The sequence below is a fragment of the Nocardia paucivorans NBRC 100373 genome (genome assembly GCF_000308675.1).
Classification (GTDB): domain Bacteria; phylum Actinomycetota; class Actinomycetes; order Mycobacteriales; family Mycobacteriaceae; genus Nocardia; species Nocardia paucivorans.
In genome coordinates this window covers 61,321-87,125 of sequence record NZ_BAGE01000024.1, presented here as the reverse complement: position 1 = coordinate 87,125, position 25,805 = coordinate 61,321, and the positions used below count along the sequence as shown (strand labels likewise).

At 64.7% G+C, this 25,805-nt stretch carries 21 protein-coding genes and 1 pseudogene; 8 read left to right on the top strand and 14 right to left on the bottom strand.

The features are described 5' to 3' along the window. Positions 1 to 15 precede the first annotated feature (15 nt). The 8 genes from ON32_RS05500 to ON32_RS05465 all read right to left on the bottom strand — a co-directional run bounded on the left by ON32_RS05500 (position 16) and on the right by ON32_RS05465 (position 8,709). Entirely contained in the window at positions 16 to 651 is a 636-nt protein-coding gene (locus tag ON32_RS05500) for an AAA family ATPase (RefSeq protein ID WP_040789181.1), read from the bottom strand. Positions 652 to 1,053: 402 nt separating this feature from the next. Beyond that, positions 1,054 to 1,545 carry a transglycosylase SLT domain-containing protein gene (locus ON32_RS05495; protein ID WP_040789245.1) on the bottom strand — a complete coding sequence of 164 codons (492 nt, stop codon included), beginning with the start codon at positions 1,543 to 1,545 and terminating at the stop codon, positions 1,054 to 1,056. A gap of 904 nt (positions 1,546 to 2,449) precedes the next feature. Next, the gene (locus tag ON32_RS05490; RefSeq protein WP_051132892.1) at positions 2,450 to 3,298 is read right to left on the bottom strand and encodes a nucleotidyltransferase domain-containing protein; all 849 of its coding nucleotides are present in this window, start codon (positions 3,296 to 3,298) and stop codon (positions 2,450 to 2,452) included. A gap of 94 nt (positions 3,299 to 3,392) precedes the next feature. After that, positions 3,393 to 3,962, bottom strand: a complete 570-nt coding sequence (locus tag ON32_RS05485) for an STAS domain-containing protein (protein ID WP_373284274.1) — start codon at positions 3,960 to 3,962, stop codon at positions 3,393 to 3,395. Between the two features lie 361 nt (positions 3,963 to 4,323). After that, a complete protein-coding gene (mtnC, locus tag ON32_RS05480) occupies positions 4,324 to 5,007 on the bottom strand; it encodes an acireductone synthase (protein WP_040789179.1) in 684 nt (227 codons plus the stop codon). After that, the gene (locus ON32_RS05475) at positions 5,004 to 5,579 is read right to left on the bottom strand and encodes a 1,2-dihydroxy-3-keto-5-methylthiopentene dioxygenase (RefSeq protein ID WP_040789176.1); all 576 of its coding nucleotides are present in this window, start codon (positions 5,577 to 5,579) and stop codon (positions 5,004 to 5,006) included. Before ON32_RS05475 ends, mtnC begins: the two co-directional genes overlap by 4 nt. A gap of 17 nt (positions 5,580 to 5,596) precedes the next feature. Next, a complete protein-coding gene (gene mtnA / locus ON32_RS05470) occupies positions 5,597 to 7,234 on the bottom strand; it encodes an S-methyl-5-thioribose-1-phosphate isomerase (protein WP_083874085.1) in 1,638 nt (545 codons plus the stop codon). A 431-nt stretch (positions 7,235 to 7,665) separates the two neighbouring features. Continuing rightward, positions 7,666 to 8,709: a fused (3R)-hydroxyacyl-ACP dehydratase subunits HadA/HadB gene (locus ON32_RS05465; protein WP_051132890.1), complete on the bottom strand. Its 1,044-nt coding sequence runs from the start codon at positions 8,707 to 8,709 to the stop codon at positions 7,666 to 7,668. A 431-nt stretch (positions 8,710 to 9,140) separates the two neighbouring features. Here ON32_RS05465 and ON32_RS05455 point away from each other — a divergent pair. Next, positions 9,141 to 10,052, top strand: a pseudogene (locus tag ON32_RS05455) (polysaccharide deacetylase family protein). 89 nt (positions 10,053 to 10,141) lie between these two features. Here ON32_RS05455 and ON32_RS28710 read toward each other — a convergent pair. Beyond that, positions 10,142 to 10,294, bottom strand: a complete 153-nt coding sequence (locus ON32_RS28710; protein ID WP_157224085.1) for a hypothetical protein — start codon at positions 10,292 to 10,294, stop codon at positions 10,142 to 10,144. 868 nt (positions 10,295 to 11,162) lie between these two features. After that, complete coding sequence (locus tag ON32_RS05445; RefSeq protein WP_040789169.1) at positions 11,163 to 11,864, bottom strand: GNAT family N-acetyltransferase; 702 nt, start codon at positions 11,862 to 11,864, stop codon at positions 11,163 to 11,165. A 221-nt stretch (positions 11,865 to 12,085) separates the two neighbouring features. On the opposite strand from ON32_RS05445, the gene ON32_RS05440 reads away from it, so the two are divergent. Further along, positions 12,086 to 13,534, top strand: a complete 1,449-nt coding sequence (locus ON32_RS05440) for an amino acid permease (protein WP_040789167.1) — start codon at positions 12,086 to 12,088, stop codon at positions 13,532 to 13,534. 120 nt (positions 13,535 to 13,654) lie between these two features. Here ON32_RS05440 and ON32_RS05435 read toward each other — a convergent pair whose 3' ends face one another. After that, positions 13,655 to 15,601 carry a flavin-containing monooxygenase gene (locus ON32_RS05435; protein WP_040789165.1) on the bottom strand — a complete coding sequence of 649 codons (1,947 nt, stop codon included), beginning with the start codon at positions 15,599 to 15,601 and terminating at the stop codon, positions 13,655 to 13,657. Between the two features lie 143 nt (positions 15,602 to 15,744). Here ON32_RS05435 and ON32_RS05430 point away from each other — a divergent pair, with 143 nt between their 5' ends. From ON32_RS05430 to ON32_RS05405, 6 genes are all read left to right on the top strand, one after another. Continuing rightward, the gene (locus ON32_RS05430) at positions 15,745 to 16,383 is read left to right on the top strand and encodes a nitroreductase family protein (RefSeq protein WP_040789237.1); all 639 of its coding nucleotides are present in this window, start codon (positions 15,745 to 15,747) and stop codon (positions 16,381 to 16,383) included. Positions 16,384 to 16,400: 17 nt separating this feature from the next. Then, entirely contained in the window at positions 16,401 to 17,999 is a 1,599-nt protein-coding gene (locus ON32_RS05425) for a class I adenylate-forming enzyme family protein (RefSeq protein ID WP_040789235.1), read from the top strand. A gap of 1 nt (position 18,000) precedes the next feature. Beyond that, positions 18,001 to 18,630, top strand: coding sequence for a TetR/AcrR family transcriptional regulator (locus ON32_RS05420; protein ID WP_040789163.1), 630 nt, complete (start codon positions 18,001 to 18,003; stop codon positions 18,628 to 18,630). After that, positions 18,627 to 19,748 carry a CaiB/BaiF CoA transferase family protein gene (locus ON32_RS05415; protein WP_040789161.1) on the top strand — a complete coding sequence of 374 codons (1,122 nt, stop codon included), beginning with the start codon at positions 18,627 to 18,629 and terminating at the stop codon, positions 19,746 to 19,748. Before ON32_RS05420 ends, ON32_RS05415 begins: the two co-directional genes overlap by 4 nt. Before the next feature lie 152 nt (positions 19,749 to 19,900). Further along, positions 19,901 to 20,749 carry an LLM class F420-dependent oxidoreductase gene (locus ON32_RS05410; protein ID WP_040789160.1) on the top strand — a complete coding sequence of 283 codons (849 nt, stop codon included), beginning with the start codon at positions 19,901 to 19,903 and terminating at the stop codon, positions 20,747 to 20,749. A gap of 278 nt (positions 20,750 to 21,027) precedes the next feature. Continuing rightward, entirely contained in the window at positions 21,028 to 22,395 is a 1,368-nt protein-coding gene (locus ON32_RS05405) for a cytochrome P450 (RefSeq protein WP_157224084.1), read from the top strand. Positions 22,396 to 22,407: 12 nt separating this feature from the next. Here ON32_RS05405 and ON32_RS05400 read toward each other — a convergent pair whose 3' ends face one another. The 3 genes from ON32_RS05400 to ON32_RS05390 form a co-directional block, all read right to left on the bottom strand. Next, the gene (locus ON32_RS05400; protein ID WP_040789158.1) at positions 22,408 to 22,872 is read right to left on the bottom strand and encodes a hypothetical protein; all 465 of its coding nucleotides are present in this window, start codon (positions 22,870 to 22,872) and stop codon (positions 22,408 to 22,410) included. Between the two features lie 112 nt (positions 22,873 to 22,984). Continuing rightward, positions 22,985 to 23,437, bottom strand: a complete 453-nt coding sequence (locus ON32_RS26860; protein WP_157224083.1) for a TraR/DksA C4-type zinc finger protein — start codon at positions 23,435 to 23,437, stop codon at positions 22,985 to 22,987. Between the two features lie 714 nt (positions 23,438 to 24,151). Further along, a complete protein-coding gene (locus ON32_RS05390; protein WP_083874068.1) occupies positions 24,152 to 25,603 on the bottom strand; it encodes a bifunctional lysylphosphatidylglycerol flippase/synthetase MprF in 1,452 nt (483 codons plus the stop codon). Positions 25,604 to 25,805: the final 202 nt, after the last annotated feature.

Here is a 25,805-nt window from a genome sequence, read left to right as displayed (position 1 = left end):
CCCGATTACCTCGACTCAGAAACGGGCGTTACGAACGGTGACGGCCATACGGCGAATCCTGCCACGCAGCCGACCATCGGTGGCAGGCGCCAGCCTCACACCGACCGACTCGGCAATGCGGTCGGCTACCGACGCCACCGGCGTCGTGTCGGTCCAGATCTGGTCGGCGAACTCAGGCTTGCTCAGCTGCTCGAGGCAGAAGTCGAGTCTGTCCACAGCGAACTGTTCTGCACGCAGCAACAGATCACCCTGACCGACTGCGCGCAGGACGGGGGCGAGACCGAGTCCGCGATCGCGAAGGCGATCCAGAACTGTTTCTCGACGGGCCAGCAACGCAAAATGCCGCACGTCGTGTCCCGTCTCCCGCAACCGCCCGACTGTCTCGGCGAAGTATCGAGGTTCGGCAACTGTCATCGGTGCGATCACCACACCGTCGTGCTCGCGAAGCACATGATCCAGCACCTCGAACACGCCCTGCCGCCAGCTCGGATAGTCCTGGAAGTCGGCACGAAGCCTCCGCGGCATCATCCGGTGCAGCCCATAGCCGACCATTTCCGGATCGCACACGACACTGCCGGGCAGCCTCCGATGCAGCTCGAACGCAGTCTGGGTCTTACCACCCCCGAAAGGGCCGTTGATCCAAAGCAACATGGCCCCACCCTAACCATGAACCGAGCACCGGCCGGTGAACAGCGGGTTCGGTGACAGTCCGCCCTTGCACCGGACGAGAGGGTCGGGTGGTGTTCATTTTCATGCACACGATCCCGACCGGAACCCACCCAACGATGCCGAGATTCACGACAAAACGCTGCCAGATTTCACGACCAAAGCCACCCGGTCCATGACATATCGTCCAGTATGCGAGTGCGCAATGCCCGTGTGCGGGGTGTGCGCTCACCGCATGGGATGTGTTCGTTCGACCCTTCATGGGTGACCGCGGCCCGCGGCTCTCGGGCGGGAACAGGGGCCCGATCCCGCCGTGGTGAAAACCGGGTGACCGAACCGGCTCTCCGACGGAATCCGTCGGAGAGCCGGTTCGAGGGGTCGGTGCGCTCAGTAGGCCCCGTAAACGTTGTCTATGGAACCGTAGCGGTTCGCCGCGTAGTTGCACGCCGCGGTGATATTGGCGACCGGATCCCAGATATCGAAGGCGGTGCCGCCGACGTGGTACGCGTTGAAGGTCGGGTCGATCACCTGGAGTAGCCCCTTGGAGGGGGTGCCCGCGGCGGCATTGGAGTCCGACAGGTTGATGGCATGGGGGTCGCCACCGGATTCACGCATCACATTGCGGTAGATGCCGTCGTAGCTGCCCGGAATGCCGTTCGCACGCATGATGGCGAGGGCCTGGTTGATCCATCCGTCGAGGTTGTTTCCGTGTGCGGAGGACGATATGGGCTGCACGCTTTGGGACGACAGTGCCGGGGCGCCGTCGTCCGCCACCGCGGCTGCGGCGGAGGGGCCCAGGGCGAGAGCGCCGAAAGCGGCCGCGAGGGCTGCGCCATTACGGAACGAGCGGCGACGGAAAGAAATGTGTGAGGCAGGCATTTGCGAGATCAGTTCCTTTGTCGTGCGTCTGTCGTGCGTCTGTCGTGCGGCGATCCGGCCCGAGGAGGCAGCGCGGATCGACAGCGGGCGTTCGGTTGGAGTTCGCCCGAATCGGTTCGTGTGCTGTTTTCGGATTTCGTTGTGAAGCCAGGCGATCGAATCCCTGGCGATGCGATGCGGGAATGGGCCGGATCGGCGCTTCTCGCGTACCGCTGTCGTGTCCGGAGGAAATCCGGTCACGGGAGTGTTACTGGTTTCCCAGGTCTCTGGCGACCGATCTCAGCCTGATCACGCTTGTTTAACGCAGGATGAACCAATGGTTAAAGAAAAGAATTACCGATCTTGGATGGCGATTTTCGTCTCGAATATCAACCAACTGACCAGGTGTTTCGCAATAAACAGTGATTTGGATCACAAATAGTGAATATCTGTCGATATTGCCATCCGATCACGAACGAATAACCCAAATAGCGAAAAGTCGGCAATGGCGGGGCTGGATGTGGAATTGCCGGTAATTGATCATTAGGGTTGTTCGGTAACGCATTGTTTGTGATCTTCGATACGATCCGGCTCTGGGGAGAGGTGGGTTCGGCAATCCACTTGTGTCCGTGGGGAAAACAACCGAGATCCGGTTTCGACACCAGAATCATGTCGGCGACATCGGAACAGGGACGCATCCGGTGGGCTACGGTGGGGAGCCGGTCGGCCGGATCTCGGTCGATTCCGGTAGCGAAACATCGTGGGTGACCGGCGGGCCAACTTTTCGACCGCCGAGACCGATACCGCCGCCGGCGGTCACCGACGAAGCGTCCACCGAGACCCTCGACAGTTGTGCCACCACGTTCAGCGCGTTGTGCGAACGAGTCGCCCACGCAGCGGGAGGGCGGTATGGGAGAAGGTGGGGCTATGTCGTCGGTGCGGCCGATGGCGATGGGTGCGGGGGAGCGCCCCCGACGTCGATTGCCTCGATGGTTTCCGCGACCCGTTCCCGGGCCCAACCCAGGAACGCGCGCACCTCGGCCATGGGCAGCACGGGCGACGGGATCGAACGAGGATGTCGGAAGCTCTGTAGCGCGGTGGTGACCAGCGGGCGGAAGGCGCTTTCGGAGTCGGCGATCATCCGGGCGGCGTGCCGTTTGGCCATCCAGCGCCCTGTTCGGCAGAAAACCACGGCACGGCAGCCGTTGAGTACCCGATTATCGGCGAGGTGACCATCCGCGTCGGAGTGTTCGTGGACCGAATCGAGAACCGCCGAGACCAGATCGCGGCGTGAGGGGGCCGTCATGACCTGATCGATCGGCTTTCCGTAGAGGAGACGACCACTTTGCAACGCAATGGATCTATCGATGACGAACCAAAAGGCCGGTGCTCGCGTGGTATCGAAGTCGGCGCGATTCGGCAGGAGCGAGCCGGTATTGAGATTGAGCAGGAAACCGGCCTCGGCGGAGGGCCGGGCGGTGAAATCCGCTCCGTAGACCACCAGCTCCAGTCCGGTCGCGGGACAAGGCAGGGCGGGATGGCCCAGTGCTGTCGCGAGGTCACGCAGGGCATGGTCGGGAAGCGAAGGGGCGACGACCACCACGACGTCCACATCGCTGCGATCGTGTCGGTAATCCCCCAGCGCTATGGAACCCACCACGCAGACGGTGATGAGGTCGGTCCCGCACACACTGCGGGTTCGTCGAACGAGCTCCCCCAGGTACGGGCGCAACTCTACGGGCAGTGGTGGGGTGTCAACGTCGGGACGCGACATGCCATCAGTATCCGGGTGCGGCCCGGTGCCGGGTGGACCGGGTGCGTGCCCGCCACCGGTCCGACGATGAAGTCGGGACGCGGTGTCGGGGAAATCAGGCACATGTCAAGGTCGATTTCACCGTGCCGGACAAGGGGCGGGTCCGGCGCACCGGATTCTCGACTCCCTCGGGGCGGTCCACAATGCCCGGTACGAGAGTGGCCGGGCCGGTCACGGGGATGATCCGCTTGTGCAGTTGCAGCGTGGTCAGCGCGGCGACCACCGTCGAGCGAATGGGCAGGCGGGCGGTTCGGGTATCGCAGCAGGCGAGACGGGCGATGCGGAGGTCCATGGTGACCAGGCATATCTCGATACCGTCGCGCAGGTAGGTATCCGCGTCCTCGGCCAATGCGGCCAGGGTGCGCAGCGAGAGGAAATCGAGCCGGGTGGCATCGATGATCAGTGCACCGCACGCGGCTGCCGCCGCATCGGCGGCCTCGCGCACCTTCTGTCGCCACAGCGACAGCGTGAATGCATCCGCTTCGCCACGTGCCGACATCACGATGATGTCGCCGCGGCGGCGGATTCGGAAGGTCAGTTGGTCCTCGGGCGACCTGGCCGGCGACGAGGTGGTGGATGGAGCAGAAATAGATGGAACAGACGAGAACCCGGTATGGGGATTCATAACGCACTCGAATCGGATCGAGATGCTCTACGGCATCATGGTCACGCGGCCCTAATTTTTCAAGGCCTGCCCTCGGGGCAAATGCGTGATCCCTTGCCGTCATCGTAGCCTATCCGCCGATGTCACCGCACCGCTCTTGCCGGTACCACGGTTCTGCTCATCGGTCCGCGCCTCGGTCACATCGTCATCCGGCCTGTTCACGAACTGTTCGATGCCATGGCGGGGCCATCGAGGTCCGCGCAGAAGACCCGGGTGAACCTCCGGGCCGGTCCTTCGCGCCGGTCGCCCCACCGCCCGGGCGGTGGGGCGACCGGTATGCGTGCCCGGACCGGGCGCCCGGCGGCGGGACCCGGACCCGAGGTCAGGTCGGGTCGATCTCGGCGAAGGAATCGACCCATCGGTGCGGCGGGCGCGGCGAATTGGGTTCGCCCGGGCGATGCACCCCGATAACCGACCATCCCGCCGCGAGGGCTGCGTCGAGTTCCTCCGGGTGGTCGGAGAGGAACAGAATCTCGGCCGCGGGCACATCGACCCGGTCGGCGATCGTCTCGTAGGATGTGATTTCCCGCTTCGGTCCCGCGGTGGTCAGGTCGAAGTATCCACTGATCAACGAGCCGAGTTCCCCGCCACGCGCGAAGTGGAACCAATCGCGCTGATTGCGCACCGAACCCGACGAGTACACGTACAGTGTCAGCCCCGCGGCCCGCCATTCGGTCAGCGCAGGTGCGACATCGGGGAAGAACTCGCCGTGCAGGGCGCCGTTGCGGAAGCCCTCGTGGCAGATCAATCCCTGCGCGGTCTTCAGCGGTTCGGCCTTCACATCCGTGTCCAGCCACCCGCGCAGGATCTCGGCCACCTCGGCGGTGTCGGCATCCGGGCGACCGGCCAGTTTCCGGACCTCCGTGAGGATCGGCGCCGCCGCCTCGGTGCTGTGCTCGGCCAGCCACCGTGGCAGCCGGTCGCGGGTATAGCCGTAAAGATCCTCGCGCACGGAAGCGGTCGGGCTGGTGGTGCCCTCGATATCGAGGACTATCGCCCGGGTCACGATGCGGTGAGCAGCTCGTCGAGGGTCGGGAAACCCTCACTGATCCGGTCGCCGGTGAAGTCGCCGATCCAGCCGTCCTCCTCCTCGAAGAAGCGGATGGCGATGAAATCGGGCCGGGTTCCCATATCGAACCAGTGCAGGGTGCCCGCAGGGACCGAGAGCAGATCGCCGGCCTCGCACACCACCGCGAGCACCTCGTCGTTCAGATGCAGGTAGAAGCAGCCGCGACCCGCGGCGAAGTAGCGCACTTCGTCCTCGGCGTGCCGGTGCTCGCTCAGGAACTTCTGGCGGGCCTGTTCGGCGATCGCGGGCCACTCAGGGTTCGCGTCGTCCGGGTGGAGGCGCGCGATATCGATGTGCTTGTAACGGCCGGAGGAGTTCAGCTCGGCGATCCGGTCGGCGTAGTGGGCCAGCAGATCGTCCGAGGACGTCACGGTGGCATCGTCGAGGGCGGGCCAGCGGTCGAAGGTTATGCCGTGCGCGGCGAGTTCGGCGGTGATCACGGAGTCATCGGTCGTCCGAACCCGCACATCGGCGGCATTGTCGGCGGCCATCACCTGAAGCAGGGTCATGTCGTTCCAATCTCGAGTCACTCGGTGGGGTCGACGAAGGCCTGCCTGCGGCCGCTGCGAACCACCAGCTCGCACAGGGCCTCCAGGCATTCGGCGCGATCGCGTGCCCGGGAAAGATTCTCCCCCCATGTGGTGATGCCGTGTCCGGCAATACACAACACGGGTGGTGCGGTGGGATTCGCCCGCAGATAGCGCTCGATGTCCGCGCCGATACGCGGAACATCACGCCAATTGGGGAACACCGGTATATCGATTGCCGTCGGGTCTGTGGAGCCGAGCCCCTTGATGAGTTCGAAATCGGTGATACGCAGGGTGGTTTTCCGTTCGGCCGCGCCCGATCCGGTCGCCAGCACGGTGGCGAAGGGCGAGTGCACGTGCACGACGGCCGCGGCGGCGGTGGTGCGGTACACCGCGGTGTGAATGGTGGTCTCGGCGGAAGGTTTGCGCCGTTGGCCGGGCAGTGGGGTGGAGTCGGTAAGGGAGACGACCACCATGTCCTCGGCCGTCAGCTCGCCCTTCGACAGTCCGCTGCCGGTGATCACCGCGGTCGCGCCGTCACGCACCGACAGGTTGCCCGCCGTGCCCGGCATCCAGCCCCGGTGGTAGAGCTGTGCGGCGAGGGCGGCGAGTTCGCCGCGGGGTGTCGAAACGGATTCACTCCCTGCGCCGTACACCACGCCGTTCTCGGTGACCACCGCGGTGATCAGCTCGCTCGGCGTCACATCGAAGGCCGGGTTGAACACCTCGGTGTCCGGGGGAGCCGTCGCGACGCCGCCGAAACCGGTCACCTCGCTCGCGGCGCGCTCCTCCACGACGATATCGCGGCCGGTGGCCGTATTCGGATCCCGAGTCGATTCCGGCGCCACCACGACGAACGGAATGCCGTGGCGGTGGGCGGCGAGCGCGACGGCGTAGGTGCCGATCTTGTTGGCCACATCGCCATTGGCGGTGATCCGGTCCGCGCCGACCACCACACAGTCGACCCGGCCGGTGGCCATCGCCCATGCGGCGGCCGAATCGATGATCAATCGGTGCGGGATACCGGCCTCGGCCAGCTCCCAAGCCGTCAGCCGGGCGCCCTGCAACAGCGGGCGGGTCTCGTCCACCAGCACATTCTCGATGGCGCCGCGCTCGTGCAGCACTCGTAACGCACCCATCGCGGTCCCGAACGCGCTGGTCGCCAGGCGGCCGGTATTGCAGTGGGTCAACACCCGCAGTGGTCGATCCGCGCACAGCCGTTGCACCAGGTCGGCCGCGTGCATGGCGGCGGCCCGATTGACCCGGCCGTCCTCGGACAACATGTCCAGGGTTTCGGCGAGTACCGCGTCCGCGCCCGCGGCCACCCGGGTGCGGACCCGTTCGACGGCCCACGCCAGATTCACCGCGGTCGGCCGCGCCGCGGCGATGCGATCGGCTTCGGCCTGTACTCGGGCCTCGTCGACGACATCGTCGACGGTGTGCGCAGCGGTGGCGATGACCACGCCGAACGCACCCGCTATTCCGATGGCGGGTGCGCCGCGGATGGCCAGTGTCTCGATGGCCTCGATGATCTCGTCCACCGTGCCGAGGCGCAGTTTCCGCACCTCGTGTGGCAGTCCGCGCTGGTCGATGGTGACCAGCGCATCGACGTCCCAGACCAAGGAACTGTCGTCCATCGGGCGCATCCTTATATCGCGAAGAACTGCATACTGCGAGGCGAACGGTATCCGATCGGCCCCGCCGGCCGATACCCGGCTGGGTACTCGGTGTCCTTCACAGGTGGAGCCCGATATCGGTACGTCGATTCGGGGTATGGGTATGGTCCGCGCCGGAGTGTCGGACCGCCCTGGTGGGTTGCCCGGGAATCACGGGAAGCAGCTCGAGATCCGATATCACGCCTTCGGCAGTACCGGGTGTTCGAAGCGCCGAATCCTCGCTCTCACTCCGCGGACCGGAAGCGGCACAGAAGCACGAACGGCAGTGGAATCGAATATCCACCGGGGTAGGTCTTCCGGTGCGGCGTGCTCGGGGCCCGCTTCGTAGCGGATCGTGGCTCATCGCCGAAACGGGGTATTCGGGGCGCGGTGTTCGGGTTTCTACCTCGGTGTCAACGCAACCGGATGGTCGCGACCGCCCGTCCGAGGACTCGTTTGCCCGCCGATTCGGCGGAGACGGTGACGGTTGCGGTGCGTTGCTCCGGGTCGAGGGATTTGACCGTACCGGCGATGTGGAGCTCCGCCGGCATGGTGGAGGGCACGAAGACCGGGCTGGTGAACCGCACATCGTATTCCCGCAGGGCACCGGGATCCCCCGCCCAGCAGGTCAACATCTCGGTGCTGGAACCCATCGTCAACATCCCGTGCGCGACCACATTGTCGAGTCCGGCCAAGGCGACGATATGGTCGCTCCAGTGCAACGGGTTCGGATCGCCCGAGACCCCGGCATAGTTCACCAGATCGCCGCGAGCCAACCGGATGCACCGAGGCGGTAGTCGGTCGCCCACGGCCACGCTGTCGAACGAGCGGGTCGACCGGGGTATGTATTCGTTCGGCACGGCGGCCCGATAATCGCTCAGGGCGCCCTCGGCCGGTAGCAGTTCGTTGTCCGCCGAGGGGTACTCACCGCCCCGGGCCATTATGGCCTCCGCCGCCGGCCCGATGATATCGATCCGCGAGGCATCGGACGATGTCACCGCCGTGGTCCATCCCGTCTGCACGGGCGTGTTCGTCCGGTCGACGATCACGCTTGCGAAGATCAGCCGGTCCTGGCCGTGACTGCTCCGATAGCTCTCCAAACCGATCAGGCAGGACAACCGGTCGCCGACGCGGACCGGACGGTGCGCCAGTATCCGCTGCTCGGTGTGCAGCATCTGCCCCGACCGTGCATCGTCGATGATCGTTTCGAGCATGCGCCGCTGCGCGCGAGCGCCGAGCACGGCGGTGAAGGTGAACGGTGCGACCAGCCCGGAGTGCCCGAGCTCGGCGGCGGCGCTTTCCCGATAGTGCGCCGGGTGGGTGAGCTGGATCGCCCGGGCGAATTCGCGGACCTTTTCCCGTTCCACCTCATAGGTGCCGGAAAGTCGATACATGCGTCCGGCGAGTGCTTCCGCGAGGGCGCTACCGGAGTTGTTCTCGACAGATATGTTTCGCACGGGTACCTGCCGTTACTTTCCGATGAGATCGAATTGCGCGACGTCGAGACGATCATCCCCGAGGGGCATATCGTTGTATTCGGGGTATGTGCCGCCGTACGGGTGAGTCGATTCCGAGAAGAGGGCGAGGAAATAATCGGACGAGTCGTAACGCGACCGGACATCCGAATAAAATGGCGTCGAGCTCTGCATACGCGCTCCCTTCTACGGGCCGTCCTCGCCGGTCGACGGTGAAAGATTCGTGGAACAAGAGCATCGGGACGATCTCCCGCACAGGCCCCGGGAGCCACCGTGAGTTTATACCCGTCGTTCACGAATTTCCTGCTCCGGGCAGGTGTTGTCGTCGCCCTCGGCTGCATCCGGGTTCCGGTGCGGTCGAGGCCCTGTGTTATCGGTTCGTCCCGGCCGTCGCTCGGAAAAGGAAGTCGCGCATGACGGGAAAGAAAGTCCAGGTGACCATCGGGGTCGATGTCGATTCCTGTGTCGGATGGCTCGGCTCCTACGGTGGTCGGAATTCACCCAACGACATCCAGCGCGGGGTTTTTCGCCGGCGAGTTCGGTGTTCCGCGTGTGCTCCGATTGCTCGAGCGCCGCGGAATCACGAGCACATGGTTCTGGCCGGGGCACTCCATCGAGATCTTTCCCGCATCGGCACGGATATGTGTCGACGCGGGATACGAGATCGGCGCCCACGGCTACAGCCATCAGAACCCGCGTTCCCTCACCTTCGCGCAGGAACACGATGTCATGTCGAAGAGTGTGGAACTCATCGACCGGCTCTGTGGCCGACGCCCCGCGGCCATGTCGCGCCGTGGTGGGAGCTGAGCGGGCACACCGCCTCGATCCTCGCCGAGTTCGGCTTCCCCTACGACCATTCCCAGAACTACAACGACTTCGTCCCCTTTTACGCCCGGGTCGGTGACAGATGGACGCCCATCGACACCTCCGAACCGGCCGCGCACTGGATGCGGCCGCTCGAAGCCGGCCGGGAAATCGATCTGGTCGAATTCTGTGGTAACTGGTACCTCGACGACCTGCCACCCATGATGTTCATCAAGGAGCATCCCAACTCGCACGACTTCGTCAACCCTCGGGATATCGAACAGATGTGGAACGATCAGTTCGATTGGGTGCGCCGCGAGTAGGACTACGCCGTCATCCCGCTGACCCTGCATCCGGATGTGTCCGGGCGGCCGCAGGTGCTTCTCATGCTCGAGCGACTGCTGGACCGCTGGGCCTCGTTCGACGGGGTCGAGTTCGTCACCATGGCCGAGGCCGCCGAGGAATTCAGGAAACGCTATCCGTTCGGCCGGCCGAATCGGCCGGAATGTATCGGTCGCTGATTCATGGGTGAACCGGGTCCGGCGGTCCCGGTTCGGCACGGTACGACCTGGCACGTCCGATGGCGGCGGCCGGAACCGACCCATCGGTGTCACGTCCGCGGGCGCGCGTCCGGCGACCGGAACAGGTGGTACCGCATCGTCCGGCCATCCGGGCCGATGATCTCTATCACCTTGTGCCGGAACTCATCCGGTTCGGCTTCCTCGTGTTCGTCCCGGATATCGATATGGCGGTGTTCGGCCACCCGGGTCTCCTTTCGTGCTCGGTGTAGCCGAGAGCGTAGGAGCGAGATGACCGTCCGGTGCCGGTTCGCTCGAGGATGGGGGATCTCACCTGTGACCGGTCGGTATTGCCCACCGGGAAACCTCCCGACAATCATCGGCACGAGCGGGCGAATCTTCGCGGAGGATGTCACCGCCGCACGCGTGCCGGCTCGGCCTCGATGGCCGCGACCCGGTCGGCATCGATCAGATCCCGTGGCCGCAAGGGGTAGGTTTTTTAGACGGCCTCGGGAAGTTCCAATGCGTCGACGGCGGCGCGTACGGTTTTCGGGTCGATATCGTGCTTCGGGGACCGTTCGGGGACCGAAGGAATCCGGAGTTCACCACGATTCACTATACGAATGCGCCGATATGTCGCTACTGTCCCGACATGGGCGCACTCATCGGTTTGCGCATCGTGTTCGCAGTGCTGCTCGTCATGATGACGCCGATCATCACCGCGATAGTTCGCACCAGCTTGCGCCCCGGGCCGTATCTGCCGCCTCCCGCCGCCGAATACGACGAAAACGGAAGAGACAGCGAATATTACGGCAGAAATCTCGCGGGTCGGTTCTGGGTGGCAGGTGGGGTCGGTCTGCCCAGCGGATTCGATCAACCGCACAACGATGGTGGCGAACACCATCGCCACGACAGTAGTTGTTGGGGCGGTAATTCCAGTTGTGGTGGCAGCAGCAGTAGCAGTTTTCGAGGGGTATCCGGCGCCTCACGGTTCCGGAGCCCCGGTGCGGCGAGATTCATGCCTCGACCGGAAACCGAACTCGGCGCGTCCCGGTGCCCGAATCCGGGAATCGAGAGTGCCCTGGCAGGTGAGCGCGGGCCGGGCAGGAAACGTTACGGGATTCGGAATCCCCGGAAGGTCACTCGCTTGCGGGCGCGGAAACCGAGCCGCTCGTAGAGGGTGATCGCCGTGGTGTTCGCCGCGGCCACGTGCAGGAAGGGACGTTCGCCGCGGGCTGTGATCCGCGTGGCCACCGCCTCGACCAGGCGGCCGGCGTAACCTTTCCCGCGCGCTTCGGGCGCGGTGCACACGGCGCTGATCTCGGTCCACCCCGGCGGTCGGAGTCGTTCGCCCGCCATTGCCACCAGGATGCCGTTGTCCCGGATCCCGAGGTAGGTGCCGAGTTCGTGGGTGCGTGGCCAGAACGGTCCCGGTCGGGTCCGGGCAATGAGGGCGAGCATCTCGGGCACGTCGTCCGCACCCAGTTCGACCACTTCGACGGCGGTCCCGCCGGTGGGGTTCTCGGGTAGGTGGTCGTCGGGCCGGATCATCTGGTGGCCCTCGAGGGCGAAGACCGGTTCCCAGTCGGGTGGTGGGGCGGCCGGGTAGGAGAACATATCGGCGAGTTCACCCCGACCGAGCAGCCGCGCCAGATCGCCCCACTCTTCCGGGCCCGGGTCGGGTGATACCGCGGCGAAGGTCGCGACTCCCGGTAGATAGGCGACGGCCCGGCCGAGTCGGCGGGCGAGGTGTGCGTGATGGCCGCGCAGTGATTCCCACACCGGGTCGTCGAGCACGCCGGTGTCCCGGCTCATCGTCGTGTCGCACCTTCCGTCGTATGCCACCTCCCGAGTATGCCGGGACGTGCCGGGCCGCCGTGCATCGGCTCCGCCCCGGTTCCGTGCCGGTCGAGGGGCTGCGCCCCACGGTGACCGGTGGTATGGCTACTTCATGCGACACCTCGCCGATTCCGCATTCGCCCCGCCGTCGCTGCGTCCCCGCGCGCGCATCGAGCGCGGAGAAGAGAGGTCACCCCATGTCGTCGACGTCCTTGCGCGACCAGTTGCTGCGCCGCAAACCCCTGGATGAGGTGGAAGACGACATCACCACCGAACAGGGCCTGTCCCGGCACCTCGGTTTGTGGCAATTGACCGCGATCGGCGTCGGCGGCATCATCGGCGCGGGTGTCTTCGCCCTCGCCGGTGCGGTGGCGAACAAGACCACCGGACCGGCGGTGCTCATCTCGTTCCTCATCGCCGGTGTGGCCAGCGCCTGCGCCGCGCTGTGTTACGCGGAATTCGCCGGTATGGTGCCCAAGGCCGGTTCGGCCTACACATACGGCTATGTCGCGTTGGGCGAGTTGGTGGCATGGTTCATCGGCTGGGATCTGCTGCTCGAGTACGTGGCGGTCGCCGCGGTGGTGGCCATCGGAGTGTCGGGCTATTTCAACTTCCTGCTCGACCAGGTCGGGATCGAGCTGCCGCAGTGGATGCTCGGCGCGCCCGGTACCGGCGACGGTCACCGGGTGGATGTGTTCGCCGTGCTGTTCTGTTTGGGCACGGCGTGGGTGCTGGCGCGCGGTATTCGCAGCGTCGGCCGGTTCGAGACCTTCTTCGTGGTCGTCAAGGTCTCGATCGTCCTGCTGATCATTGCGCTGGGGGCATTCCATATCGACAGCGCCAACTACTCGCCGTATTTCCCCTACGGTGTCGGCGCGGTGTGGACCGGGGCGGCGACGGTGTTCTTCGCGGTCTTCGGCTACGACGCCATGAGCACCGCCGCCGAGGAATCCATCGAGGCGAAAAAACATCTCCCCAAGGCGATCCTGTACTCGCTGGGCATCGCCATGGTGCTCTATGTGCTGGTCACGCTGGTGCTCACCGGTATGCAGCACTACACCGAGATCAGCCCGACCAGCGGTTTCTCCACCGCGTTCGATTCGGTCGGTATGCCGGGGGTCGCGAATATCATTGCGATCGGCGCCATCGTCGGCATCATCACCGTGGTACTCACCTTCATGCTGGGCGTGACCCGCGTGTGGTACGCGATGAGTCGCGACGGGCTGCTGCCGCAGTGGTTTGCCAAAACACATCCGACCCGCAAGGTGCCCACCCGGGTCACCTGGATCGTCGGCTGCGGTGCGGCGATCCTGGCGGGATTGCTGCCCATCGACACCGTGGCGGAGCTGACCAATATCGGCATTCTGATGGCTTTCATCGTGGTCAGCGTCGCGGTGACCGTGCTGCGCTACCGGCGACCCCACGTGCCTCGGGAGTTCCGACTGCCGTTGATGCCGGTGGTGCCGCTCGTGGGCATCGGTTTCTCGGTGTATCTGATCTGGTCGCTGCCGTGGCAGACGTGGGTGCGTTTCGCGGTCTGGCTGGTGCTCGGCCTGGTCGTCTACTTCACGTACTCCCGCACCCACTCCGCGCTGGCACACACCGACCCAGAAGGGGAGAACGAGGTCGGCGTCCGACCCGCCTGAGCGCCGAGAGGGGCGGGATCGGGTATCGAGTTCGACCGGTGTGCATCGGTGGTGGCGCGGTGTGTGGGTTCGTTCTCCGATGCTCCGAGCGTGCTCAACAGCGGCGCGATACCGGGCGGGTCACGGCAGCGACACCTCGGTGATCGGTTCGCGAATGTAATCGTCCGGGTCGGCCGATCGTGTTCTGGTCCAGTAGTCGATGATCCGCCACGGTAGGACCGCGACCACGCGGCCGTCCGCATTGCGATACCAGTTGTTCATCGCCGGATGGGTCCACACCATGCGCGCGTGGGCCTCGTCCACCGCGCGGTTGTATGCCATGGTCACATCGTGGCGGACCTCGATGGCGCCCAGTTTCTCCTCGGCCATGATCCTGATCAGGTCGGTGATATAGCGAACCTGGCACTCGAGGATGCTGATGAAACTCCCGCCGTGACCGAGGGCCGTATTCGGTCCGGTCAGGATGAAGAGGTTGGGAAAGTCGGGAACGGTGATACCCAGATAGGCGTACGCGTCGTGTTCTCCCCAGGTCTCGACGGTCGATCGTCCGCTACGACCGCGCACATCCATGGGATAGAGGAAACGGTCGCTGTGGAAGCCCGTCGCGAAGACGATGATGTCGAAGTCCCGCTTCGTACCGGTCGCGTCGATCACACCGCTCGAAGTGACCTCGTCGACGGCCTGCGGCACGAGTTCGACATGCGGTCGGCGCAGCATCGCGAACCACCCGTTGTCCAGCAGCATCCGTTTGCCGAACGGGGGATAGTCCGGGGTCGCCGCCCGGATCAGGTCGTCCCGGTCGCCGAGCTGCTCACGGAGGTAACGCAGGTAGAACTCGCGATGGCCGTGGTTGACGGCATTGATCGATTCGTTCTCCACCGACCATTCGGGGTCTACTTGGAGCGAGGGGTGGACCTTGTCGTTGAAAATCCACGACAGACGGGCCCGATACCACTGTCGGTATCCCGGTATATGGTCCATCAGCCAGTGGATATCCTCGCCCACCGGGGTGAAATAGTCGTCATTGGGGGCGATCCACTGCGGCGAACGTTGGAAGACGGTCAACGACTCGACCTCGTCCACTATCGCCGGTCCGATCTGCATCGCGCTCGCGCCGGTGCCGATGATCGCCACCCGCTTGCCGTGGAGGGCGCCCGGGGTGCGGAGTTCGGCCGGCCATCGGGCCGAGTGGAAGAGCGGCCCTTCGAAACGGTCGAGACCTTCGAGCGGGGGGATCTTGGGGCGGTTCAACAGGCCTACCGCGCTGATGAGCAGTCGGGCGCGAAACTCGGTACGGTCCCCATCGGCATCCATGGCCGTAACGGTCCACTGTTGGGCCCGGGGGTCGTAGGCGGCCGATTCGACCTCGGTACCGAAACGTATCCGCTCCCGGATGCGGTGTTCGTCGGCGTATCTCGACAGGTACTCCTGTACCTCGTCGCGTTTGCCGAAGTGGGTCGACCAATTGTGGTCGAACGACGAAATCGAATAGAGGAAACTCGGTGTGTCCACCCCGGCCCCCGGATAGGTGTTCTCCCACCAGGAACCGCCGACCTCGGTGTTCTTCTCCAGGATGAGGTGAGGGATGCCGGCCGCCGCCAGCCGCACCGATATCAACATGCCGGCGATACCCGCGCCGATCACGATGGCGGACAATGCGCTCACATCGGAGTCGACCGAGACGGTGTGTTCGGTGCCCCGGACGATCTCGGTCATCATCGGACCGAATTCGTGCGGGACGGTCTCGCCGGCGGTGAAGTTCATCAATGTGGTCACCAACTGCTCGTCGGCCGGTCTGCGAGGCGGGCACCCCGATTCGTGCCATGCCAGGACGGCCTCGACCACCGCTTCGCGGATCTCTTCCTGGATTTCCGGGGCAAGTCCTCCGGTGCTGTTGTCGTCCATGCCGCGGCTGCGGGTGGGGCGGTAGCGGTCGGTCAACCAACGGTCGTCCCCGGTCATCTCGACCAGCACCGCGAGGAGGGTGGGGATGTTCCCGGCCGCTACGGCGTGTCGAAGCCGGGCGATATCGGGCTCCGCTGCGCTCTGCTCCGAATTCGAGGTCATGAACGATACTAACCATTGTTAGTTAAATGAAGTCAAGGGCGGAAAACAGGCGAATGGTTACCTATTGACAAGTGGGATTACCTCTGGGAGTGTGACCGAAGTCATGCTAACTGCTGTTAGCTGATGTGAACCAGGAGGTTGTGATGGAACTCAGCGAAGCAATGCGGTCGACGGGGACCTGCCGATACTTCACCGACGAGTACGTCTCCGACGAAGTGCTGTACCGGGCGTTCGACGACGCGCGGTTCGGACCGCAGGGCGGAAATCGCCAACCGGTTCGCTGGGTGGTGGTTCGGGACGATGCGACCAAGAAGCGGCTGGCGGAGCTGTATCTGCCCTACTGGGAGGCCTACTACGCCGCCGTGGTCGCCGGCGTCAAAAATGTCGGTGCGGTGCCGGCCACCGTCGAAAGCGCGAACCACTTCGCCCACCACCTCGGCGAGGTTCCGGTCATCATCGTGGCCTGCGCCGAAATCGAGGGCCTCCATCCCACCGACCACGAACTCGGCCGGCTCAGCGTGGTCGGCGGCGCATCGATCTATCCCAGCGTCCAGAACCTCACACTGGCGCTTCGGGAACAAGGTGTGGCCTCGGCCCTCACCACTCTGCTGTGCGCCGCGGAGCCCGAGGTCAAAGCACTCCTGCGCATTCCCGACGGATATCTGACCGCGGCCCATATCGCCGTCGGATATCCCCGTGACGGTTTCCCCCGCAAACTCACCCGAATGCCGGTGGAGAAAATCGCCTTCCTGGATCGTTTCGACGCCCCGATGTTCGCATGAGCGGCGCCGGAGACACGATGACCACGAACACGACGACACACTCTGGACCGACACCGGAGCAGGAAGCCGTACTCAGACGGGCCACCATCGGTGACCAGCTCCGACGACTCGGCCGTTCCCATGCGCGCAAGCTTGCGATCGTCTCGTACGGCCCCGAGGGGCAGCGCCGCGCGACCACCTACGGTGAGCTGAATCGGCTCGCCAACCGGTTCGCGAATGCACTCCTGCGCCTGGGGGTGACCCGTGGCGATCGAGTGGCGGTGATGAGCCGAAATCGGGTCGAGACCGTGGTCGCCTACTATGGGGCGTTGAAGATCGGCGCAATCTATTCGGGGATCAATTTCCTCTTCGGGGAACGGGAGATCGCCCAGCAGATCGACCATCTCGAACCCGCGGTCCTGGTGACCACCGCCGAGTACGCGTCGCTTGCCGGTCCGATCGCCGAAAGTGCCGGCGCCGGGGTCATCGTCGTCGACGACTCGCCGGACCCGCGGTGGCAGTCCTATTCGGCGCTCATCGCCGAGGCCTCCGACGCGGAGCCGAACTGTGAGGTCGACGAACACGATCTGGCGATGATCGTCTACACCAGCGGGACCGAGGCGGCCCCCAAGGGCGTGGAGATCGCGCATCGCAACTACCTGATCTCCACCGCTCCGGCATACACCTGGGGGTTGCGGTGTCTGCCCGATGACGTCTGGCTCTACGTCATGCCTTTCCACACGATTGCGGGCATCGGATCGCTCACCTCGTTGACCCTGCTGGGTGCAACACTCGTCCTGCCCGCCTCCCTGGAGGCCGGTGAGTCGCTGCGGATCATCCGGGCCGAGCGCATCACGGTATTGGCGCAGACGCCGACGTTCTTCATCGCATTGGCGAACCATCCGGATTTCGGCCCCGATACCGCGGGCACGGTACGCCGGTGCCTCACCTACGGCGGCCAGGTATCGCCGTTCGCCATCGATGCGTGGGCCGAGGCGACCCCGGAATCGATATGGGGGACCTACTGGGGGCAATCCGAGCTGACCCAGTTGGGGTCGGTGGGGTGGTTCCGTCGACTCGAGGACATACCCGATCGAGATCCGGCCTGGATCGGAAAACCGGTGGGTCACCTGGAGGTGCGGGTGGTCGACGCCGACGGCAACGACGCCGGTGAGGGTGAGTTGCTCTGCCGAACGCCCTCGGTCATGGTCGGATACCACAAGGACCCGGAACGGACCGCCGAGGTGCTGGCGGACGGCTGGGTGCACACCGGCGATATCGTGCGCGTGGACGACGACGGCAACCTGTTCTTCCTGGATCGGCGGAAGGACATGATCAAGACCGGCGGGTTCAATGTGTCCTCGCAAGAGGTCGAACGGGTCGTCCAGGCCCATCCCGATGTCCTCCGCTGTGCGGTGGTCGGGCTGCCCGACGACTACTGGTCGGAAGCCGTCACCGCGTTCGTGGTGCTTCGTGAGGGCACCACGGTGACCGCCGAGGCGCTTCGCGAGTACTGCCGTGCGGATCTGGCATCGTACAAGGTCCCCAAGGCGGTGCATCTCCTGAAGGAGTTGCCCACCGACCCGCAGGGAAAACTGCTCAAACGTGAGCTGCGCAGGGCCTACGGAAAGGACTGAGGTGAAAGACGCCGCCACGGCGCGTACGAGTGCGGTTGCCGACAACCCCCCGCGTGCCCGGATCAAACGCGACGAGATCATCGAAGCCGCCGCCGTGTACTTCGCCGAGCACGGCTACAACAACGCCGGTATGCGCGATATCGCCCGCGCGGTCGGGATCAAGGGAGCAAGCCTCTACAACCACTTCCACTCGAAAGAGGAAATCCTCTACGCGATCGCGCTGCGGATGACGAAGGATCCCCAACAGCACCTGCTGTTGCTCGACGCGGAGGGTGCGCCGGCCGAAAGGCTCGCCCGACTCGTCGAGGTTCACATCCGGCATCTGGCGGCGCATCGGGTGGAGCATCTCGTCGCGCTCCGAGAGTTGTCCGCACTGCTGCCCGAGCATCTCGCCGTGATCGCCGACTATCGAAAGTACTATCAGCGCCGGGTCCGGGATGTCATCGCGGCGGGTGCCGCGGCGGGCGCGTTCGTGGTGCGGGATCCGATGCAGGCCGCCATTGCGGTGCTCGACCTCATGAACGGCATCAGCTGGTGGCTTCGCGATGATCACGATGTCGACCAACTGGTCTCGGACTACATCGATTTCGTGATCGGCGGAATTCTGCATCATCGGGAGACCGGCGCATGAGCGGACCATTGCGCGGAGTGCGTGTCGTCGAGATGCTCGGACTCGGGCCGACACCGCATTCGTGCATGATACTGGCCGATCTCGGGGCCGATGTCGTGCAGATACGTCGTCCCGGTGGTGTGCCGGCGCCCGACGGGAAGGCCGATGCCGACGTCGGTCTGTGGCGTGGTCGGCGTGTCGTCGAAGCCGATCTGAAGGACGACGACGATATCCGTCGGGTACGCGATCTGATCACGAGAGCGGATGTGCTGGTCGAAGGTTTCCGCCCGGGGGTGATGGAACGACTCGGTCTGGGACCCGGGGATTTCGCCGAAATCGCTCCCCGGCTCATCTATGCGCGAATGACGGGATGGGGTCAGACCGGTTCACACGCCCACGACGCCGGTCACGACATCAACTTCCTCGCCCTGACCGGGGTGCTCGACGCCATGGGCCCGGTGGGTCTACCGCCGGTGCCACCACTATCCCTGGTGGCCGACTTCGGCGGCGGATCGATGCTGTTGGTCGTCGGTGTTCTGGCCGCCCTGCACGAACGCACCCGATCCGGACGCGGACAGGTGCTCGACGTCGCGATGACCGACGGCGTCGGCATACTCGCCCAACTCCAGTGGTCGTGGAAGGCTGCCGGCCGTTGGATGCCGCGAGAGCAGGGAAATCTCCTCGACGGTTCGGCGCCGTTCTACTCGACATACCGGTGTGCGGACGGATTCATGGCCGTCGGAGCGTTGGAGGACGTGTTCTGGCGGAACCTGCTCGCCGCCTTGGACATCACGGATCTGCCCGATCGCTGGGATCGGGCGAATTGGTCACTCATCCGAGGGGTACTCGCGCAACGGTTCGCGGGCCGGACGCGCGCCGAATGGCAGGAGCATTTCGCCGGCGTCGACGCGTGCGTCACACCGGTTCTCGATTTCGATGAGGCCACCGCCCACGAATACGCGCGCGAGCGGAACAGCTACCTCACCGTCGGCGGGCACACCCAGCCCGCGCCGGCTCCGCGGTTCTCGAGATCCGAGCCCGCGATACCCGTCCCAGCGGTGACAGGTGATCTGGCCGCCGTGCTCGACACCTGGTCGGGGCATGCCCCGACATCGGGACCATCGGACGCCACTGCGTGACCTGTTACCACCGAGGTGATGTGCGCCGGCAATCCTTCGGCGTCGTACCCCACGAACGCAGCGGCGGACCGGCGCTCACCACTATCGAAGGTATCGAAGGGCGCCGGGGCCGTACTTGACCTGGAGAGTGCTCCAAGTCCTAGCCTGTCGGCATGCGATTCGCGTTCAAGACCGCCCCACAGGAAACCACCTGGGCCGATATGTTGGCCGTCTGGCGGGCCGCCGACGATATCGAGATCTACGAATCCGGTTGGACCTTCGACCACTTCTATCCGATCTTCTCCGACTCCACCGGCCCGTGCATGGAGGGTTGGACCACGCTGACCGCGTTGGCCCAGGCCACCGAACGTCTGCGACTCGGCACGATGGTGACCGGGGTGCACTACCGGCATCCCGCGGTGCTGGCCAATATGGCCGCCACCCTCGACATCATTTCCGCCGGTCGTCTCGAACTCGGTATCGGCGCCGGCTGGAACGAGGAGGAATCCGGTGCCTACGGTATCCCGCTCGGCAGTATCACCGAACGCATGGACCGGTTCGAAGAGGCCTGTCAGGTACTCATCGAGCTGTTGAGTCGGGAAACCACGGATTTCGACGGCAAGTTCTACCAACTGACCGGCGCTCGCAACGAACCCAAGGGCCCGCAGCGTCCGCATCCCCCGATCTGTATCGGCGGCAACGGCGAGAAACGCACCCTCCGCATCACCGCCCGCTACGCCCAGCACTGGAACTTCGTCAACGGCACGGTCGAGGAATTCGCCCGCAAACGCGATGTATTGGCAGCTCACTGTGCCGATATCGGCCGCGATCCGAAGGAGATCACGCTATCGGCGCAGAAACGACTGGATCCCCAGCTCGGTTACGGTGAGATCATCGATTGGGCCGCCGCATTGGGCGCCGAGGGCCTGGAACTCGCGATCATCTATCTGCCGCCCCCGCACGACCCGGCGGTATTGGAACCATTGGCCGAAGCCATTCGGGATTCCGGGCTGGTTTCGTGAGCCGTGCCGGTCGGGTCGTGTCCCCATGACCGCGAGGGGGCGATCGGCGCGGACGGGACGGATCGACGTTCGGATCCGTCCGAGCCGCCGGTGCGCCACGAAATCATGAAATCCTCCGGCATCCGGAGATATATGGGGTTTTCCCTAGTTGTCCATGAGACATCGGCCGATGAGGATACCGGGGTGGAGATCTCCTCTGCTTCGGGACCCGTATCGATGCGGAGCGCCCCGGAGATATGTGTTTCACCGATGGTTCGAATTCGCCCTAGGACTTCATGATGAGTGTAACCACAGTTGTCGGCACGCCTTCGACGCGCGCTCGACCTCTCGTCGGTCACGGCATACGATTGCAGCGCAAACCATTGGAATTCCTGGCCGAATTACATCGGCTTTCCGAGCCGATCGTTCGAATCAGGTTGGGGCGCAAGGATGCCTATGTGGTGACCGCGCCGGAGCTGCTGGATCCGTTGCTGCGGGGAAAAATCGCGCACAGTGTGGAAAAGGGCGCATTCTTCGATGCCATGCGGGCGGTGCTGGGCGATGGAATCGTCGTCTCGTCCGAACCGAAACATATGCGTCATCGTCGGTTGATGGCTCCGGGTTTTCATCGCGGGCAGGTCGCGAGCTATATCGACATCATGGCCGACAGCGCGGCGAAGATGGTCGAGGGCTGGCGGCCGGGGCAACGGATCGAGCTGGATCAGGAGCTCGGCGCGCTGTCCCTGCGAATCGTGGCGCGGTCGCTGTTCTCCAGCGATATCGCCGAGGAGGTGGTGACCGAATCGCTGCGGGTATTTCCGGTTGTCGCCGCCGAGATGCCGAAACGGGCCATGCTGCCCTGGTTGGCGCGGCTGCCACTGCGCAATCGGACCTTCGACGCCGGGGTACGGCGGTTGGTCGAGGTCATCGACCGCATCATTGCCGAGTACCGGACGCAGGGCCAGGACCATCGCGATATCGTCTCGATGCTCTTGGCGGCCCGTTTCGACGACGGCTCCGGGCTCGGCGACCGGGAGATCCGGGACGAAGTCATGACGATGTATGCGGCGGGCTACGAAACCGTCTCGAACGCAGTGACCTGCGCCTTCCACGAGCTGGGGCGGCGGCCGGATATTCGGGAGCAACTCGAACGCGAGGCGAGGGACGTTCTCGGTGACGGACCGGTCACCGCGGACAATATTCACGACCTCGTCTATACGGAGAAAGTGGTCACCGAGACCTTACGCCGCTATTGCCCGGTCTGGCTCGGTATGCGCGAGACCACAGCCGATATCGAACTCGGTGGGGTGGCCATCGCCTCCGGTACGACGATCATCTATTCGCCGTACACCTTGCACAACGACCCGAAATATTATACGGACCCGGCGATTTTCGACCCGGACCGGTGGACCCCGGAGTACCGCAAGACAATGACCCGCAGCGGGGCCTTTCAGCCCTTCGGTATCGGTAATCGCAACTGCATCGGCGAGCCCTTCGCCTGGTTGGAGGCAAAAACCGTTCTGGCAACGGTGGCGGCGCGGGCTCGGCTGGAACCGGTGGCAGGCGTGACGGTACGGCAAATCGCGGCAGCCACCGTGCAACTCGACCGGCTGCCGATGATCGTGTGCCCGCCTGTCCGGGACGAACAACCCCGGGCAGGTGTGTGAATCCGCGCCGATTCACCACTCGTGGTCACGTGCGAGCTCTGCTTTCACCTGCGACAGCAGCTCGTGTTGCAAGGGACGACAATGGGCCCACCAATCGGGGTGGGCCACCGGGTCGCGGACCACATCGTGCAGGCCGCGGGCATGGGCGATCACCCGATCCCGCAACGGGTCCGAGCAGATGATCTCGACCCGTTTCTCCGCCAACCAGACACTTTCGATCAGTCGCTTCAAATCATCCGGTGTGTCTCCGCGCTCTCGCGCATCGAGCTCTCCCTGTAGCCGCTGCGTCGTCTCGAAGTAGGCGAGGATTGCGGACTTCAGCTCTTCTCGGTGGGCCAGACGACTCTTGGCCAGAAACTCGAGCTTCGACTGACGTGCCGAACTTCGTTGTACCAATAGCGTTGCCGATGCCCCGAGTCCGGCGCCCAACAAAGGCATCAGACTCGTCACCAACGTCGAAACCACACCTGACGACATGGCTCGATCTTCCCCGATTACGCGTCGATGACTGCTCGCCGGCGTCGCCAACGGCGGGGACATGGGACGGTGACGTTTCGTCGATACGCAGCCGCGTGCGGGCGCCGGCAGGTCAACGGTATGCGGGGGTTCCCATATGGCGCCGACAGGTCGCCTCGCGCCGCCCGGGGGTTCGGTCCGGGGGTGGTCCGGGGCTCCGATGGGCGCCGTTGTCGGAGGGAAGATCCCGTCGACAATTCAGACACCACTGCGAAGTGGGAATGATCTGCAAAAGGTGGATCGGGATCTCGTCATGGCAACCGCGGCAACGTCCGTAACGGCCGGTGGCGATGAGTGTGAGGGATTCCTCGATATCGGCCAATGCCTGCCGGGCGGCCGCGGCCAATTTCACGGTGACCTCGTGCCTGGCCGTATCGGCGGCGTCGGTGGGTGTGGCACGGTCGATTTCGGCTTCGAGTTCGGCCAGTTGTCGCAGCCGGAAGCGGCGTTGCCGGTGCAAGGCGGCTCGCAGTGTGGGGAGTCGGTCGGTGAGGCGTGCACGTGAGACGGGGTGTGTGTGGATCATCCTGGTCTCCAGAGCCGTGGTCGGAATATGGTTCGAGACGCGGTCGGGAAAGGAGGGGCCGCCGGTCGGCGGCCCCTGGTACAACCACGTATGGACCACCTCCACGCCATCCGAATGATCGCTGACAAGACCAGGATCGTTCGCCAAGGACGACTGCGCTTGTTCGTTCGACACAATCATGGGGGCGTCGTTTGCCCGTTTTCTCCATTCGCCTCCCCGGCGCCGTTTCGGCAGTGCTTTGATGGGTTTCGGCGGGGATCGAGATCATCGCCGCGGCGGCGTTGTCCGGGCCGAATACAACGGGCAAGATACAACGGGCAAGTACTTTCCACCTTCGCCCGATGATCGCGATCGACGGCCGAGTTGTGGGGTGTCGACCGGCGGAGTCGGAGTCGGGGTCGATATCACCGTGGTGGCCGTGGGGGTGGCGCGGGTGGAGGTGACCCGGCAGCCCTTCGACCTCAGGCGCAAGGGGGCACGATCGTGCTCGTCTCGACGGCGGACGACACCGTCGTGCTTCCGGGATCACTGCCGACCCTCTACCGGAAGACGATCGTGGGAACCCTGTTCGGCCATTGCACCCCCATACCGATGTGCCGCGCCTGTTGCGGATGGCCTGGGGTGGAAAGCCGAACCTCGACGATCCGGTGACCGGACGCTATTCGTTGGACGAGATCAACGAGGGCTTCGACGATGCGGTGGCGGGGCGGAACATCAGGGGTGTGATCGTATTCGATCACACCTGGGTTCGTGTCGATACCCGCGACGGTGCGGGATGAACTCCACGCTGAGCAGGGCCGCGGCGACCGTGACCAGATCGCGTCGGCGGAGCAGGACATAGCGACGGTCGGCGAGGGCGTGGAACTTGACCAGGAAACGATAGAGCGATTCCAGTCCTATCAACGGATCGCCCAGGTGCGCCAGGCCGCGGGCCAACCGAGCGGTACGCGACCTCTCTCCGGCATCGAAGATTTCCGGAAACGGCGCGAAGGCCAGGGAGATCCGATGGATGCCGTGGGCTTTCGCATAATCGACCAGATCCACGATCATGCGTTCGTTGAGACCGTTGGGCGCGTCCTCGCGCCGCCACGGAACATCGAGACTCAGTTCTCGCCCATACCCGGATATGCCGTAGCGTTGGAAGCCCATCGGGGTGCCGTCCCGACCGTAGGCGATGACGACCAGCATATTCGGATTTCGGCCGTCGAGCAGATGGTCGAGGATCATCGAAAAGCCGCGGGTTTGTCTGCCCCTGCCCCATTGATCGACGATGGCCAGCAGTTCGTTCCGCTGTGTCTCGGTCAGTGCCGATTCGTGCACCACCTCGGTATCGACACCGAAGTTCCTGGTGCGGTTCACCGCCTGGCGCAGATTGCGGAATCGGCGACCGACGAGGTCGAAATCCTCGACGTCGAGGACCACGTCGTGTCCGATGGGTATCGGATACAGTCCGCGCTGCTCGACGGCGTGTAGCCGCCACAGTTCGGCCACCTCGGGACTTGCGCCCAGTACCGCGATTCGCCAGCCGTGGTCGGCGACGAACTCGGAGAACGCCGTGATCAGTTCGGGGAATGCGGCGCGGTCGCCCACCGGATCGCCGCCGACGACGGCGATACCGAAGCGGGCCCGGTATCCGATGACCGCGGTGGATCGTTCGTTGAAGAAGTACGCCTTGGACGAGTGCAGGGCGAAGGGAGCCAGCGGGTCGCCTTCGGTGCGGTCGACGAGTTCGACCACTCTGTCGAGGCGCTCGGGCTGTGGCCGGCTGCCCTGCGGCAGGGTCAGGACGCAGCCGGTTGCGGCGAGCAGGAGAAAACCCATACCGGGGTGGTGTACCCGGTAGGCGGTGTGCGCGATGGCCAGCAGCAGTATCGAGGCCGTGACGTGCGATAACGTGATCGGGCGGCGGAGGCGTAGTCCGCGTACCACGAACAGTCCGGACAGGACGAGAGCGATGAACCACGAATGATCGGGCCGGGCGGTGGTGATATCCGATTCGTGGATCAGAATCAGGTCGGCCGCCAGAATTGCGGTGATCGCCGCCGTCCGTGCCGCGGGTGGGGCGGTGAATGCAACGGCACGATGGCCGGTGGGTGCGCTGCCTCGCGGCGTTCCTGTGTGGTTTCGCCCGTAATGGCGTTCTCGCTGCCGTGACCGTTCTGCCATGTGGTCCTCCCGACGGTTCTCCCTCCGGCCTCGATGTTCTATCGGTGGCCGAGGGGACCGCGTATCCCGAGCGCGTCAGGGGCCGACGGTCCCGGTGCCGCGAAGACGCAGGTCGTCGGATAGAACCGACCCGTATCGATACCGTGCGTGGGCCGCTTGTCCGAGTGGATACATCCGCGCAGATGGATCGGTTGTCGACACC

Coding starts and splice junctions, on each gene's coding strand:
- ON32_RS05390 (WP_083874068.1), bottom strand. CDS start 25,603: ATGGCAGAACGGTCACGGCAGCGAGAACGCCATTACGGGCGAAACCAC.
- ON32_RS05415 (WP_040789161.1), top strand. CDS start 18,627: ATGAGCGGACCATTGCGCGGAGTGCGTGTCGTCGAGATGCTCGGACTC.
- ON32_RS05495 (WP_040789245.1), bottom strand. CDS start 1,545: ATGCCTGCCTCACACATTTCTTTCCGTCGCCGCTCGTTCCGTAATGGC.
- ON32_RS05490 (WP_051132892.1), bottom strand. CDS start 3,298: ATGTCGCGTCCCGACGTTGACACCCCACCACTGCCCGTAGAGTTGCGC.
- ON32_RS05435 (WP_040789165.1), bottom strand. CDS start 15,601: ATGACCTCGAATTCGGAGCAGAGCGCAGCGGAGCCCGATATCGCCCGG.
- ON32_RS05485 (WP_373284274.1), bottom strand. CDS start 3,962: ATGAATCCCCATACCGGGTTCTCGTCTGTTCCATCTATTTCTGCTCCA.
- ON32_RS05430 (WP_040789237.1), top strand. CDS start 15,745: ATGGAACTCAGCGAAGCAATGCGGTCGACGGGGACCTGCCGATACTTC.
- mtnA (WP_083874085.1), bottom strand. CDS start 7,234: ATGGACGACAGTTCCTTGGTCTGGGACGTCGATGCGCTGGTCACCATC.
- ON32_RS05425 (WP_040789235.1), top strand. CDS start 16,401: ATGACCACGAACACGACGACACACTCTGGACCGACACCGGAGCAGGAA.
- ON32_RS05445 (WP_040789169.1), bottom strand. CDS start 11,864: ATGAGCCGGGACACCGGCGTGCTCGACGACCCGGTGTGGGAATCACTG.
- ON32_RS05405 (WP_157224084.1), top strand. CDS start 21,028: ATGAGTGTAACCACAGTTGTCGGCACGCCTTCGACGCGCGCTCGACCT.
- ON32_RS05475 (WP_040789176.1), bottom strand. CDS start 5,579: ATGACCCTGCTTCAGGTGATGGCCGCCGACAATGCCGCCGATGTGCGG.
- ON32_RS26860 (WP_157224083.1), bottom strand. CDS start 23,437: ATGATCCACACACACCCCGTCTCACGTGCACGCCTCACCGACCGACTC.
- ON32_RS05410 (WP_040789160.1), top strand. CDS start 19,901: ATGCGATTCGCGTTCAAGACCGCCCCACAGGAAACCACCTGGGCCGAT.
- ON32_RS05440 (WP_040789167.1), top strand. CDS start 12,086: ATGTCGTCGACGTCCTTGCGCGACCAGTTGCTGCGCCGCAAACCCCTG.
- ON32_RS05400 (WP_040789158.1), bottom strand. CDS start 22,872: ATGTCGTCAGGTGTGGTTTCGACGTTGGTGACGAGTCTGATGCCTTTG.
- ON32_RS05500 (WP_040789181.1), bottom strand. CDS start 651: ATGTTGCTTTGGATCAACGGCCCTTTCGGGGGTGGTAAGACCCAGACT.